The following is a 14,626-nucleotide window of genomic DNA, read 5'->3' as shown; positions in this document are numbered from 1 at the left end:
ACATGCTCGACACGCTGCAGACATTCATGAACGACTACGGCTGGAACTTGCTGGTGCTGATCGGCTTTTCCCTGCTCTTGCTGGTCGTGCTCCTGGTCATCATCGCTTTCCTGCTCCTGATGGATCGCAAGGTGTGGGCCGCAGTCCAGATGCGCCGCGGCCCGAACGTCGTCGGACCATTCGGCCTGTTGCAATCCTTTGCCGACCTTCTGAAGTTCGTCCTGAAGGAGCCGATCATCCCATCGGGCTCCGACAAGGTCGTCTTCTTGCTGGCGCCGCTCGCAACGGCAACGTGCGCCTTGGCGTCGTGGGCCGTCATCCCCGTCAACGAGAACAGCTGGGGCCGCTGGGTGATTTCCGACATGAACGTCGGAATTCTTTACCTGCTCGCGATCTCGTCGCTCGGCGTCTACGGCATCATCATGGGCGGCTGGGCGTCGAACTCGAAGTACCCGTTCATGGGCGCGCTACGCTCCGCCGCGCAGATGGTCTCCTACGAGGTCTCGATCGGCTTCGTCATTATCTGCGTGCTGCTGTGCGTCGGCTCTCTCAACGTGACCGACGTCGTCAACTCGCAGAAGACCGGCATCGGCACGCACATCGGCCTGACGAACTCGCTGTTCGACTGGAATTGGTTCGCGCTCTTTCCGATGTTCGTCGTGTTCTTCATCTCGGCGCTCGCCGAAACGAACCGGCCCCCGTTCGACCTCGTCGAAGCCGAATCCGAACTCGTCGCCGGCTTCATGGTCGAATATTCCTCGACCCCCTACCTGCTTTACATGCTCGGCGAGTACGTCTCGATAACGGCCATGTGCGCGATGACGACCATCCTCTTCCTGGGTGGCTGGTTGCCGCCGCTGGACATCTGGCCGCTCAACGCCGTCCCGGGCATTTTCTGGTTCCTGATCAAAGTCGTATTCGTCTTCTTCATGTTTGCCATGGTGAAGGCGATGGTGCCGCGGTATCGCTACGATCAATTGATGCGCCTCGGCTGGAAGGTGTTCCTGCCGTTGTCGCTCGTCATGGTCGTCATCACGGCCGCCGTGCTCCAATTCGGAGGCTTCCTCTCATGAGCGTAGCGCGCGCAGCAAAATCGCTTTTCCTCTTGGAGTTCGTCTCGGCGTTCTTCTTGACGATGCGTTACTTCTTCTCGCCGAAGAAGACGCTGAACTATCCTTACGAAAAGGGCCCGCTATCGCCGCGCTTCCGCGGTGAGCACGCGCTCCGCCGTTATCCGAACGGCGAAGAGCGCTGCATCGCCTGCAAGCTCTGCGAGGCGATCTGCCCGGCGCAGGCGATCACGATCGAGGCCGGCCCGCGCCGCAACGACGGTACGCGCCGCACAACGCGCTACGACATCGACATGACGAAGTGCATCTATTGCGGGCTCTGTCAGGAAGCCTGCCCGGTCGACGCCATCGTCGAAGGGCCGAACTTCGAGTTCGCGACCGAGACGCGCGAAGAACTTTTCTACGACAAGGACCGGCTGCTCGCGAACGGCGACCGCTGGGAACGCGAAATCGCAAAGAACATCGCGCTCGACGCGAAGTATCGATAGAAGGCAAGGCGATGGCATCGGCTCTCTTCTTCTATCTTTTCTCTGTGCTCGCGGTGGCATCGGGCGCTTCCGTCATTCTGACGAAGAACCCGGTTCACGCAGTCCTGTTCCTGATCCTGGCGTTCTTCAACGCTGCGGGTCTGTTCGTTCTGCTCAACGCCGAATTCCTGGCGATGCTGCTCGTCATCGTCTACGTCGGCGCGGTCTCCGTGCTCTTCCTGTTCGTCGTCATGATGCTCGACGTCGACTTCGCCGAACTGAAAGCCGGCTTCATCAAGAACGCCAAGATCGGCGCACTGATCGGCGGTCTCGTTCTGGTCGAGCTTCTCGCGCTCGTCGGTTATAAGGGCCTCGCGGTCTCGCCCGTAATGAGCCCGTCGTCGCCCGTGCCGGCGGCAGACTCCGGCATCACCAACACCCGCGCGCTCGGCGAAATTCTCTATACGAAGTACGTCTACTACTTCGAGGGAGCGGGCCTCATCCTGCTCGTCGCAATGATCGGCGCCATCGTCCTGACGCTGAAGCACCGCAAAGGCGTCAAGCGCCAGTCTATCAGCGCGCAGGTTGCGCGCGGACCGGCGACCGGCCTCGAAGTGGTCAAAGTCCCGAGCGGCGGCTCGGTCATCCCGCCACCCGCCAAACATCCGGAGGCTGCGGAATGACCATCGGTCTTGGACATTATCTGGTCGTCGCCGCGTGTCTCTTCACGCTCGGCATCTTCGGCATCTTCCTGAACCGGAAGAACGTCATCGTCATCCTGCTGTCGATCGAGTTGATGCTGCTTGCAGTCAACATCAACCTCGTCGCGTTCTCGCACTTCAACGGCGACCTCGTAGGGCAAATTTTCGCGCTGTTCGTGCTGACCGTCGCCGCGGCCGAATCCGCCATCGGCCTCGCGATCATGGTCGTCTACTTCCGCAACCGCGGTTCCATCGCGGTCGAAGACATCAACATGATGAAGGGGTGAGGCGGGAATGATTTACGCCGCCATCGTTTTTCTGCCGCTTGCCGGCGCGCTGATTGCCGGGCTGTTCGGCCGTGTCATCGGCGATCGCCCGAGCGAGATCATCACGACCGCGTTCCTGATGATCGCCGCCGTGCTGTCCTGGGTCGTGTTCGTCCAGGTCGGCCTCGGACACGAAACCCGCGAAATCACCCTGATGCGCTGGATTACGTCGGGCGAACTCGACGTCTCATGGGCGCTCAAGATCGATACGCTGACGTCCGTCATGCTCGTCGTCGTGACGACGGTCTCTTCGCTCGTGCATCTCTATTCGATTGGCTACATGCACGAGGATGACTCGCGGCCGCGGTTCTTCGCGTATCTCTCGCTCTTCACCTTCGCGATGTTGATGCTCGTCACGAGCGGCAACCTCGTGCAGATGTTCTTCGGCTGGGAAGGCGTCGGCCTCGCGTCCTACTTGCTGATCGGCTTCTGGTATAAGAAGCCCGAAGCCAACGCCGCCGCCATCAAGGCCTTCATCGTCAACCGCGTCGGCGACTTCGGATTTTCGCTCGGCGTCTTCGGCCTCTTCTTCGTCTTTCACACCGTGAACCTCGACGCGCTGTTCGCAGCAGCGCCGAGCGCCGTCGGCAAGACCTTCAGCTTTGCGGGTTACGAAGTCGATATCCTGACGACGCTCTCGCTGTTGCTGTTCGTCGGCGCGATGGGCAAATCCGCTCAGTTCCTGCTGCACACGTGGTTGCCTGACGCGATGGAAGGCCCGACGCCCGTCTCCGCGCTCATCCACGCCGCGACGATGGTGACGGCCGGCGTGTTCATGGTCGCTCGCCTGTCGCCTATCTTCGAGCTGGCGCCCAATGCGCTCATCGTCGTGACGTTCATCGGCGCGATTACCGCCTTCTTCGCCGCGACCGTCGGCCTCGTCCAGAACGACATCAAGCGCGTCATCGCCTATTCGACGTGCTCGCAGCTCGGCTACATGTTCGTTGCATGCGGCATCGGCGCATACGGGGTCGGCATCTTCCACCTCTTTACGCACGCCTTCTTCAAGGCGCTCTTGTTCCTCGGCGCGGGTTCCGTCATTCACGCCATGCATCACGAGCAGGATATGCGCGCGATGGGCGGCCTCCGGCGGAAAATACCGTGGACGTTCGCTGCAATGCTGATTGGAACGCTCGCGTTGACCGGCGTCGGCATTCCGCATCTCGCGGGCTTTGCAGGCTTCTATTCGAAGGACGCCATCATCGAGGCGGCCTATGCCGCCAACACGCCGAACAACTACGCCTTCTGGCTCCTCGTTGTCGCGGCATTGATGACGTCGTTCTATTCCTGGCGTCTCATCTTCATGACGTTCTACGGCGAAACACGCGCCGACCATCACACCTTCGACCACGCCCACGAAAGCCCGCCGACGATGATGGTGCCGCTTGCGGTCCTGTCGCTCGGAGCCGTTCTCGCGGGTCTCGTTTTCGCGCCGTATTTCATGGGGCATGACCAGAGTGAATTCTGGGGCGCTTCGATTTTCCGCGGCGAGCACAATCATATCCTGCACGAGATGCACGAAGTGCCGGGATGGGTCCCCTATTCGTCGTTGATCGCGATGCTCGCGGGCTTTGCGATTGCTTGGGTCTACTACATCGGAGCCCCTTGGCTGCCGGAGGCGACGGCACGCACGTTCCGCCCGCTCTACCTCTTCCTGCTGAACAAGTGGTACTTCGACGAGCTCTACAATCTGATTTTCGTGCGGCCCGCGTTCGCGATCGGCCGCTTCCTCTGGAAGGGCGGTGACGGCGCCGTCATCGATGGCGCCATCGACGGCACGGCGGCGGGTGTCGTCCGCGTTACGGATCGCGTCGTCAAACTGCAGACGGGCTACATGTACCACTATGCCTTCGCGATGCTGATCGGCGTCGCGGCCATCCTGACATGGCTCACCTACAACGGGCTCTTTGGCGGGGTGCTCAAATGAGCAACATTCTTTCGGTCACCACGTTCCTGCCGCTCGTTGGAGCGCTGCTGATCGCGACGCTCAACTCGGAAGCCAAGGGCAACGCGCGCTGGATCGCGCTCTGGACGACGCTCGTCACGTTCGCTGTCTCGCTTCTCATCTGGATCAACTTCGACACGAACACGGCTGGCTTCCAGTTCGTCGAGGAGCACGCGTGGCTCGGTCCGCTGAAATATAAAATGGGCGTCGACGGCATTTCGATGCTGTTCGTCATTCTGACGACGTTCCTGATGCCGCTCTGCATTCTGGCGAGCTGGGTGTCGGTGCAGGATCGCGTCAAGGAATACATGATCGCGTTTCTCGTTCTGGAAACGCTGATGCTCGGCGTCTTCTCGGCGCTCGATATGGTTCTCTTCTACCTCTTCTTCGAGGGCGGCCTCATTCCGATGTTCATCATCATCGGAGTTTGGGGTGGCAAGCGGCGCGTCTACGCGAGCTTCAAGTTCTTCCTCTACACGCTGCTCGGCTCGGTGCTGATGCTGCTCGCCATGATGGCGATGTACTGGCACGCCGGAACGACCGATATCCCGACCCTTCTGCAGACGAAATTCCCGCCGGATATGCAGTGGTGGCTTTGGATCGCGTTCTTCGCATCGTTCGCAGTGAAGATGCCGATGTGGCCCGTCCACACTTGGCTTCCCGACGCCCACGTCGAGGCGCCGACTGCAGGTTCGGTCATTCTCGCCGGCATTCTCTTGAAGATGGGAGGCTACGGCTTCCTGCGCTTCTCGCTGCCGATGTTCCCGAACGCCTCGGCCGACCTCGCGCCTCTGGTGTTCACGCTTTCAATCGTCGCGATCATCTACACCTCGCTCGTCGCTCTCGTGCAGGAAGACATCAAGAAGCTCATTGCCTACTCTTCGGTGGCGCACATGGGCTTCGTGACGATGGGCATCTTCACAGCGACCCAGCAAGGCGTTGACGGCGCGATCTTCCAGATGCTGTCGCACGGCATCATTTCATCCGCTCTCTTCCTCTGTGTCGGCGTCATCTATGATCGCACGCATACCCGCGAGATCGCGGCCTATGGCGGCCTCGTCGAACGCATGCCGAAATACGCCGTCGCCTTCATGGTCTTCACGATGGCGAACGTCGGCCTGCCCGGGACAAGCGGTTTCGTTGGCGAATTCTTGACGCTGCTGGCGGCCTTCAAGGCCAACACCTGGGTCGCGATCCTGGCGACGACAGGCATCATTCTTTCGGCGGCCTACGCGCTCTATCTCTATCGCCGGGTCATTTTCGGTGCGCTCGAAAAGGCAAACCTTAAAGGCTTGCTCGATCTTTCTCCGCGCGAGATCGCGATCCTCGCGCCCCTCGTGCTGCTCACGATTTTCTACGGCGTCTATCCGTCTCCCGTCCTCGACGTGACGGCGACATCGGTGAAGAACCTCGTGCAGAATTATCAATCCGCCCAGGGGACGGCGGCCGCATCGGCGGCGCCTCAAGGAACCCAATAATGGATAGCTCGGTCCTATATGTCGTCGCGCCGGAGCTGATACTCGCGATCGGCGCCATTTCGCTGCTGATGCTCGGCGTCTTTACATCCAACGGCGAAGCGGCGGGCCGCACCGTCACGTGGCTTTCGATCGCCGTATTGATCGCGACCGCCATCGCTGTTTTCCAGGGCAGCGGCAGCTCGCTTGTTTTCGGCGGAGCGTTCGTCTCCGATGGTTTCACGCGCTTCCTGAAGATCGTCATCCTCATCGGCGCGGCGTTGACGCTTCTGATGACGTTCGACAACTTCGGCCGCGCCAAGCTTCTGCAGTTCGAATATCCGGTGCTCGTGCTGCTCGCGACGCTCGGCATGCTGATGATGGTCTCGGCGAATGACCTCATCGCACTCTATCTGGGCCTCGAGCTGCAGTCCCTCGCGCTCTACGTCATCGCTGCGTTCAAGCGCGACGACGTGCAATCCAGCGAAGCGGGCCTCAAGTATTTCGTCCTCGGAGCGTTGTCCTCGGGCATGCTTCTCTACGGCGCCTCGATGCTCTACGGCGTCACCGGCTCGACGAGTTACGCAACGATAGCAGCCGCGGCGACGATCCCGGAAATGTCGACGAATATCGGCCTGACCTTCGGGCTCGTGTTCGTCCTCGTCGGCTTGGCGTTCAAAGTCGCAGCCGTGCCGTTCCACATGTGGACGCCCGACGTCTACCAGGGCGCGCCGACCCCCGTCACCGCGTTCTTCGCCGGCGCACCGAAGATTGCCGCCATGGCGCTTCTGCTGCGCTTCACACAGGCAGCGCTTCCGGGCATTGCGCCCCAGTGGCAGCAGATCGTCATCTTCCTCGCGATTGCCTCGATGGTGCTCGGCTCTTTCGCGGCGATCGGCCAGAACAATATCAAACGCCTGCTCGCTTACTCGTCGATCGGCAACGTCGGCTTCGCCTTGATCGGGCTTGCCGCGAACAACACCGAAGGCACCGCCGGCGTACTCATTTATCTCGTGATCTACGTCGCGATGACGCTCGGCGCGTTTGCTTGCGTCCTCGCGATGCAGCGCAACGGCCGCAACGTCGAGAGCATCTCCGACCTTTCGGGCCTCGCGAAAACGAACCTCACGTTCGCAACGATCCTCGCCGTTCTGATGTTTTCGCTCGCGGGTATCCCGCCGCTCGCCGGCTTCTGGGCGAAATGGTACGTCTTCCTGCCGGCGATCAAGGCGGGTCTCTATCCGTTGTCCGTCATCGGCGTCGTAACGAGCGTCGTCGGCGCTTACTACTATCTGCGGGTCGTGAAGATCATGTTCTTCGACGAGACGGCTGAGGGCTTCTCGCCGCCTGAAGGCCGGACCTTTGCAGTCATGGCGCTTTCGGCGGCCTTCGTCGTGGCGTTCGTTCTGCCCTTCGTCGGCGGAACGGTGGTCGACGCGGCAACGGCTGCAGCTTCGGTGCTCGTGCCGGCCCATCCCTGATCATGCCGCGCATCGTCCATCTCGCTGAGACCGCGTCGACGAACGCCGACGCCATGCGTCTCGGCCTGAGCGGCGAGGAGCTTCCCCTCTGGGTGATCGCCGATACTCAGACCGGCGGCCGGGGACGCTCCGGCCGGGCCTGGGTATCAGAGCCCGGTAACCTTCATGCCAGCGTCGCGTTCCGCTCCGATGCCCCGCTGGAAAAGGCGGGCCAATTGTCACTACTCGCTGGAATTGCGGTGATAGACGCCGTTCGCGCCACAATGGATCTTGCGCCGGGAACCGAACTTCGCCTCAAATGGCCGAACGATATTTTGATCGGAAGCGCCAAAGCCGGGGGGATTCTGGTCGAGAGCACTTCCGTTCGTGCTGGCCCTGGTTTTTTAGCAATATTAGGCTTTGGATTGAATTTGATCAGCGCACCTGACAGCCTCGGTCGTGCCGTCACGGCGCTCAGCCAACACGGCAAATCTCCCGAGCCGCTCGTCTTCCTCGAGATGCTTGCCGAAAAGGTCGCGTTCTGGCTCGACCGCTGGCAGGCGGGGGAGGGCTTCGCCGCGATCCGCGAGGCGTGGATGGAGCGAGCAGGCGCCATGGGTGAACGCATCGCGATAAACACCGCCGCCGGCCAGCTATCTGCAACCTATCAAGGCCTTTCCGAAACCGGCGCGCTGCGTGCCGACGTTGGTGGCACCATTAAAGAAATCAGCTACGGCGACGTCTTGCTCGTCGGCCAGATTGCGCGCGATGGAACTCCATGAGCGAACGCGCACCCTCTTCGCGATCGGGAAGTTCCAGACCAGACGAACTCGTATTCATGGCGCTCGGCGGTCTCGGCGAGATCGGCATGAATGTCTATCTCTACGGCTTCGGGCCGCCGCGGGCGCGCTCCTGGCTGATGGTCGATCTCGGCGTAACCTTTCCGCATGAAAGCGAGCCGGGTGCCGACGTCGTGCTGCCCGACCTCCGCTTCATCACTGCCGAACGCAAAAACCTCGTCGGCCTCGTCTTGACCCACGCGCACGAGGATCACGTCGGCGCCATCATCGATCTCTGGCCGTCACTCGAATGCCCGATCTTCGCGACGCCGTTCACGGCGGGAATGTTGAAGATGAAGGTCGGTGAATATGGCGGCTCGCTCTCGCTGCCGATCAAGGAAGTGCCGCTCAGCGGCCGCTTCAATGCCGGCCCCTTCGAAGTCGAGTTCGTCAGCGTCACGCATTCGATCCCCGAGCCGAATGGTCTCGCGATCCGAACGCCCGCAGGTCTCGTCTTCCATACCGGCGACTGGAAACTCGATCCGACGCCGGTCGTCGGCCGTCCGCACGATGCCGGAAGGCTCGAGGCGCTCGGCGACGAAGGCGTGCTCGCGATGGTCGGCGATTCGACGAACGCGATGCGGGAAGGCCGATCCGCCTCGGAAACCGATGTCGCCAAGACGCTGCGTAAGCTCATTGCCGACGCGCCGCGCTGTGTCGCCGTCACGCTCTTCGCGTCGAACGTGGCGCGCGTTGCCTCGATCGCGTCGGCTGCCCATGCCGCGGGCCGCACGCTCGTCGTCGCCGGCCGGGCGCTTCATCGCATCATCGAGGTAGCAATCGAAACGGGCTACCTCCCGAAGGGTTTCACGTATCTCGACCAGCAGCGGTTTTCCGATCTGCCGCGCGATAAAGTCCTCGTTCTGTGCACCGGCAGTCAGGGCGAGACGCGCGCTGCGATGGCGCGCATCGCGGAAAACGAACATCCGGACATCTCGCTCGACAAGGGCGATATCGTCATCTTTTCCTCGCGCACCATTCCCGGAAACGAAAAAGCCGTTTCGCGCATCCAGAACGGACTGGCTCGCCTCGGCGTCGACATCATCACCGACAGCGAAGCGCTCGTGCACGTCACCGGCCATCCGCGTCGCGATGAGCTCAAGGATATGTACGGCTGGATCCGCCCGAAGATCGCCATTCCGATGCACGGCGAGGCGCGGCATCTGAGGGAGCACGCGAAACTCGCCCGAGCTTGCGGTGTCGGTGAAACGTTCACGATTGTCGACGGAGACGTCTTGAAGCTGTGGCCGGGGCCTGCAGCCGTCATCGATCAAGCGCCGGTCGGCCGCCTCTATCGCGACGGCAACCTCATCGTTCCGGACGCCGAAGGACCAGTGAAGAGCCGCCGTAAACTGTCGTTCGTCGGCATAGCGGTGGTAGCGATGGCGCTGTCGCGGCGCGGCGAAATCATTGGTGAACCGGGCGTGGTCCTCGAGGGCATCCCGGCAGCCGACCGCGACGGCGAATCGATGCGCGAAATCGTGCTCGACGCCATCGACGGAACGCTCCGCTCAATTCCGCCGAAGCGGCGCGGCGACCACGGCATGGTTCAGGACGCAGTGCTCCGCGCAGTGCGCTCCGCCATCAACGAGGCCTGGGGCAAGAAGCCGGTTGTCAAAGTGCTTGTCTCCGTGGTGGATGGCAGAAACTGATCGCCTCAACAATTCGCTCGCCCTTGCCGTGCTGGAGACCGAAGCATGATTGGACGCCTTAACCACGTCGCCATAGCCGTCAAAGATCTCGCCAAGGCCTCGGCGGTTTATAAAAATGCTCTCGGCGCAAACGTCGGTCCCGCTCTGGCTCAGCCCGAGCACGGCGTTACCGTCGTCTTCATCGAGCTTCCAAACACCAAGATCGAGCTGCTCGAACCGCTCGGCGAAGGTTCGCCGATCGCGAAATTCCTCGAAAAATCTCCCGACGGTGGGATTCACCATGTATGCTACGAGGTAGATGATATTATCGCGGCGCGCGACCAGTTGAAGTCTCAGGGGGCTCGCGTGCTCGGCGATGGCACTCCGAAGATCGGTGCGCACGGCAAGCCCGTGCTGTTTCTTCATCCGAAGGACTTCTGCGGCACCCTCGTGGAGTTGGAGCAGGTCTGAAGAGGCCCTGGCGAAACCTAGAAAACAAGGGGCGGTGTAATGCGTACGTCGGTAGCGGTGGCAACATTCTTTTGCCTTTGGTTCATCACGCTGTTCGCAGTGCTGCCCTTCTTCGCGAAAACTCAGGAGGAGGCGGGCGACGTCATTCCCGGTACTCCTGAAAGCGCGCCTCACAAGATCAACGTCTTCAAGCTTCTGTGGGTCAATACGGTGGTCGCGGCCGTCACGTTTGCAGGCGTCTATGCGGTGATCGCGAATATCTGAGATCATCCGCAGTCTCGGATCCCCACACGCAGGGATCGATGCCCACAACTTCAACGTGACCGCCGATTGCCACGCTAGCGCCGACCCGCTATTGCGCCCTATCGATCTCGTGGGCCCGATGCCGCAAGTGTCGATGAGGATGATCCCTTTGCTCGCCGGCTTTGCTCCGTTGCAACGCTTGCATGAAAAGGCTATTCGGCTTGGGCTAAATTCCTGACTGCCGAGAGACTTGAGGCGCGGCTCGCCCGCGCGAATTTAACGAGCGAGCTCGCAATGCGAATTTCACAGGCCTTCCCGTGCAATCCATCCCACACGCGCGCATGCGCGCCGGGGGTGGCACGATGAGCAAGCGCGCCCTTTCCGTCACCCGCGAGCAGAACTTCCCGGACTGGTACCAGGCAATCGTTCGCGACGGCGACATGGCCGAGACGAGCCCCGTTCGCGGCTGCATGATCATCAAGCCGTGGGGCTGGGGCGTTTGGGAACGCATCCAGGCCGAGCTCGATGCCCGCATCAAGGATACGGGCCACGACAACTGCTATTTCCCGCTGTTCATCCCGATGAGCTTCATCGCCAAGGAGGCTGAGCACGTCGAGGGATTCGCTAAGGAGATGGCGGTCGTCACCCATCATCGCCTGAAGAACGAAGACGGCAAGCTGGTGGTCGATCCCGACGCCAAGCTCGAAGAACCGCTGATCGTCCGCCCGACGTCGGAGACGATCATCGGCGACGCGTTCCAGCGCTGGATCAAGAGCTATCGCGACCTGCCGCTGCTCGTGAATCAGTGGGCCAACGTCGTGCGCTGGGAAATGCGCACGCGTCTGTTCCTGCGCACGACCGAATTTCTTTGGCAGGAAGGCCATACGGCCCACGCCGACCGCGACGATGCAGTTGCCGAGACGCTGAAGATGCTCGAAGTCTATCGCACGTTCGCGGAAGACGTGCTGGCGATGCCGGTCGTGGCGGGCGAGAAGCCGCCGAACGAGCGCTTCCCCGGAGCCGACAACACCTATTCGATCGAAGCGATGATGCAGGACGGTAAAGCCCTGCAAGCCGGAACGTCGCATTATCTCGGCACGCACTTCGCCGAAGCGCAGAACATCCAATTCCAGAACGCGCAAGGCGCGCTCACGCATTGCCACACGACGAGCTGGGGTGTCTCGACGCGGCTGATCGGCGGCGTGATCATGACCCACGGCGACGACGACGGCCTGCGCTTGCCGCCCATGATTGCTCCGCGTCAGATCGTCATTGTGCCGATGCTCCGCGAGAAGCCGGAAGATGCTGAGCTGATCGAATACTGCAAGTCGCTCGAAAAAGAACTGAAGGCGGTTGGCATCCGCACGCTCGTCGATTTGAAACTGACGAAGTCCGCCGAGAAGCGCTGGAACTGGGTGCGCCGTGGCGCGCCGGTCATTGTCGAGATCGGCGGTCGCGATGCCACCGGCGGCAACGTCACGTTCATGCGCCGCGACCGCTTGCGCGACGGCGACAAAGTCATCTCCGATACAAAGCCGCGCGCCGACTTCGTGGCTGAGGCGCTGGCACTTCTGAAAGAGATTCAGTCGACGCTCTATAGCGAGGCGAAGGCTCGCCTCGACAGCAACATCATCACGAACATTAAGTCGTTCAAGGAACTCGAAGAGTACTTCGGGCCGGCCGCCGAAGGCGATGACGAAGCCGGAGCTTTCAAGGGCTGGGTGCGCGTGCCATGGTCGCGTCCGGAAGGTGCAACACTCGACGCCATCGCCGATCGGCTGAAGGCGTTGAAGCTCACCATCCGCAACGCGCCCCTGGCGCAGGAGGCGGTCGCAGGGGCGTGTCTCTTCACGGGTGAAGCGGCGAAGGAATACGTGTTGATCGCACGCGCATACTAAAACGGCTGGAATTCGGTCGATCGGCCTTAACTGCGACACAGGGAGCTGCGATGCGGCGCGCGATTGGGGTAACGGCGGTGAGGCCACGATGACTGTTTCAGGGCACAGCGAGGCGTCGGCTGGATTTTCAGGCGAACGGGCAGCGTCCAGCGGGACGAAGCCATTCTCCGCCTTCGAATGGATGATCGCCGGCCGCTATCTGCGCGCAAGGCGGAAGGAAGGCTTCATCTCCGTCATTGCCGGGTTCTCGTTTCTCGGCATCATGCTCGGCGTCGCGACGTTGATCATCGTCATGGCGGTGATGAACGGCTTCCGGCACGATCTGTTCGGCAAGATCATGGGCCTCAACGGCCACGTCATCGTCCAGAAGCTCGGCGACCCATTCACCGACTACACGGATATCTCCAACACGATTGCACGCGTGCCCGGCGTCGTGACGGCGATGCCCGTCATCGAGGGCCAGGTGATGGTCTCCTCGACCTCGCAGGCGCTCGGTGGTCTCGTGCGTGGCGTTCGAGAGAACGATTTGAAATCGTTGAAGCTCGTTGCGAGCAACGTTCGCGCCGGCACGCTCGACGGCTTCGACAACCAGACCGGCATCGCGATGGGCGTGCGCCTTGCGAACCAGTTGCGCGTCGGTCTCGGCGATACGGTGACGCTCGTCTCGCCGCGCGGTGCAGCGACCCCGTTCGGAACGGCGCCGAGATCTAAAGCGTATCAAGTCACCTCGATCTTCGAATTGGGCATGTCCGAATACGACCGCATGATGATCTTCATGCCGCTTGCCGAAGCGCAGAAATATTTCTCGAAGAACGGCGAAGTCGACGTCGTCGAAGTCGTCGTCGATAATCCTGAAGATGTCGATCGTTACAATAGGCTGATCCAGGAGGCAACGGGGCCGTCGATCACCATCAACGATTGGCGTCAGCGCAACGAGACGTTCTTCAACGTGCTCGCGGTCGAACGAAACGTCATGTTCATCATCCTCTCGCTGATCGTGCTCGTCGCGGCGTTGAACATCATTTCCGGCCTGATGATGCTGGTGAAGGACAAGGGCCGCGACATCGCCATCCTGCGGACGATGGGCGCGACCAAGGGCGCCGTGATGCGGATATTCCTGATCACCGGCGCATCCATCGGCATCGTCGGCACGCTCGCCGGATTGGTGCTCGGCGTCGTCTTCTGCTGGAACATCGAGAACATCAAGAACTTCGTATCGTGGGCCTCCGGTACGACGGTCTTCGATCCGAGCGTCTATTATCTGACGAAGTTGCCCGCTGAGATCGACGTCCACGAAACGGGAGGCATCGTCTTGATGGCGCTTGTGCTGTCGGTCATCGCAACGCTCTACCCGTCGTGGAAAGCCTCGAAGCTCGATCCCGTTGAAGCTTTGCGGTACGAGTGAGACCCATGGACACCACACCCATTGCTCCGATTCTGCAGCTCGAGAACGTCACGCGATCCTTTCGCCAAGGCGAAAAAGAGATCACGGTTTTAACGGGCGTCGACGCCGTTCTATGGCCGGGTCAGGCCGTGGCGCTCGTCGGACCCTCCGGCGCGGGCAAGTCTACGCTTCTGCACATAACGGGATTGCTCGAATCTCCGACGAGCGGCCGCGTGATCATCAACGGCCATGACTGCGCGACACTCACCGAAGCCGAGCGCACGAAACTCCGTCGCAAAGAGATCGGCTTCGTCTATCAGTTTCATCAGCTGTTACCGGAATTCAGCGCCCTCGAAAACGTCGTCATTCCGCAGCTGATCCTCGGCACGAGCCGTAAGGCGGCGGACAAACACGCGCGCGAGCTTCTCGCAAGTGTTGGTCTCGCCGGACGAGCCGAGCACCGTCCCGCGGAACTATCTGGCGGCGAGCAGCAGCGCACCGCGATTTGCCGTGGACTGGCGAACAGCCCGCGGCTTCTGCTCGCCGATGAGCCGACCGGAAACCTCGATCCGCACACGTCCGAGCATGTATTCCGTCAGCTGATCGATGTTATCCGCCGCCAAGGGGTTGCAGCGTTGATCGCGACCCACAATCTTGAGCTCGCAAGCCGCATGGACCGCGTTCTGCAGGTTCATGAGGGCCGCCTTGTCGAGATCTCGCTGGCACAAACGCGCTGA

The 14,626-nt window shown here is 61.3% G+C and carries 14 protein-coding genes; all 14 read left to right on the top strand.

All coding sequences use genetic code 11. From position 1 onward, the window contains the following. Nucleotides 1–2 precede the first annotated feature (2 nt). Complete coding sequence (gene nuoH, locus BM399_RS10125; RefSeq protein ID WP_092867595.1) at nucleotides 3–1,073, top strand: NADH-quinone oxidoreductase subunit NuoH; 1,071 nt, start codon at nucleotides 3–5, stop codon at nucleotides 1,071–1,073. After that, a complete protein-coding gene (nuoI, locus tag BM399_RS10120) occupies nucleotides 1,070–1,558 on the top strand; it encodes an NADH-quinone oxidoreductase subunit NuoI (protein WP_045835622.1) in 489 nt (162 codons plus the stop codon). The genes nuoH and nuoI overlap by 4 nt, the downstream gene beginning before the upstream one ends. An 11-nt stretch (nucleotides 1,559–1,569) precedes the next feature. After that, nucleotides 1,570–2,220, top strand: a complete 651-nt coding sequence (locus BM399_RS10115) for an NADH-quinone oxidoreductase subunit J (RefSeq protein ID WP_092867594.1) — start codon at nucleotides 1,570–1,572, stop codon at nucleotides 2,218–2,220. Next, the gene (gene nuoK, locus BM399_RS10110; protein WP_092867593.1) at nucleotides 2,217–2,525 is read left to right on the top strand and encodes an NADH-quinone oxidoreductase subunit NuoK; all 309 of its coding nucleotides are present in this window, start codon (nucleotides 2,217–2,219) and stop codon (nucleotides 2,523–2,525) included. The genes BM399_RS10115 and nuoK overlap by 4 nt, the downstream gene beginning before the upstream one ends. 7 nt (nucleotides 2,526–2,532) lie before the next feature. Then, the gene (gene nuoL, locus BM399_RS10105) at nucleotides 2,533–4,491 is read left to right on the top strand and encodes an NADH-quinone oxidoreductase subunit L (protein ID WP_092867592.1); all 1,959 of its coding nucleotides are present in this window, start codon (nucleotides 2,533–2,535) and stop codon (nucleotides 4,489–4,491) included. After that, entirely contained in the window at nucleotides 4,488–5,987 is a 1,500-nt protein-coding gene (locus tag BM399_RS10100; protein WP_092867591.1) for an NADH-quinone oxidoreductase subunit M, read from the top strand. Before nuoL ends, BM399_RS10100 begins: the two co-directional genes overlap by 4 nt. Further along, nucleotides 5,987–7,444: an NADH-quinone oxidoreductase subunit NuoN gene (gene nuoN, locus BM399_RS10095; RefSeq protein ID WP_092867590.1), complete on the top strand. Its 1,458-nt coding sequence runs from the start codon at nucleotides 5,987–5,989 to the stop codon at nucleotides 7,442–7,444. The genes BM399_RS10100 and nuoN overlap by 1 nt, the downstream gene beginning before the upstream one ends. A 2-nt stretch (nucleotides 7,445–7,446) precedes the next feature. After that, nucleotides 7,447–8,205 carry a biotin--[acetyl-CoA-carboxylase] ligase gene (locus BM399_RS10090; protein ID WP_092867589.1) on the top strand — a complete coding sequence of 253 codons (759 nt, stop codon included), beginning with the start codon at nucleotides 7,447–7,449 and terminating at the stop codon, nucleotides 8,203–8,205. Beyond that, nucleotides 8,202–9,914 carry a ribonuclease J gene (locus tag BM399_RS10085; protein WP_092867588.1) on the top strand — a complete coding sequence of 571 codons (1,713 nt, stop codon included), beginning with the start codon at nucleotides 8,202–8,204 and terminating at the stop codon, nucleotides 9,912–9,914. The genes BM399_RS10090 and BM399_RS10085 overlap by 4 nt, the downstream gene beginning before the upstream one ends. Nucleotides 9,915–9,959: 45 nt before the next feature. After that, nucleotides 9,960–10,364: a methylmalonyl-CoA epimerase gene (mce, locus tag BM399_RS10080; RefSeq protein WP_092867587.1), complete on the top strand. Its 405-nt coding sequence runs from the start codon at nucleotides 9,960–9,962 to the stop codon at nucleotides 10,362–10,364. A 39-nt stretch (nucleotides 10,365–10,403) separates the two neighbouring features. Then, the gene (locus BM399_RS10075; RefSeq protein ID WP_092867586.1) at nucleotides 10,404–10,628 is read left to right on the top strand and encodes a DUF1467 family protein; all 225 of its coding nucleotides are present in this window, start codon (nucleotides 10,404–10,406) and stop codon (nucleotides 10,626–10,628) included. Nucleotides 10,629–10,969: 341 nt separating this feature from the next. Then, nucleotides 10,970–12,505, top strand: coding sequence for a proline--tRNA ligase (gene proS, locus BM399_RS10070; RefSeq protein ID WP_092868159.1), 1,536 nt, complete (start codon nucleotides 10,970–10,972; stop codon nucleotides 12,503–12,505). Between the two features lie 88 nt (nucleotides 12,506–12,593). Next, entirely contained in the window at nucleotides 12,594–13,910 is a 1,317-nt protein-coding gene (locus BM399_RS10065; protein WP_092867585.1) for a lipoprotein-releasing ABC transporter permease subunit, read from the top strand. A gap of 5 nt (nucleotides 13,911–13,915) precedes the next feature. Beyond that, nucleotides 13,916–14,626, top strand: a complete 711-nt coding sequence (locus tag BM399_RS10060) for an ABC transporter ATP-binding protein (RefSeq protein WP_092867584.1) — start codon at nucleotides 13,916–13,918, stop codon at nucleotides 14,624–14,626.

This window comes from Hyphomicrobium facile, from assembly GCF_900116175.1.
In the GTDB taxonomy this organism is placed as follows: Bacteria; Pseudomonadota; Alphaproteobacteria; order Rhizobiales; family Hyphomicrobiaceae; genus Hyphomicrobium_B; species Hyphomicrobium_B facile.
Note: the sequence above shows the minus strand (reverse complement) of the source record. Positions and strands in the feature narration are given on the sequence as shown.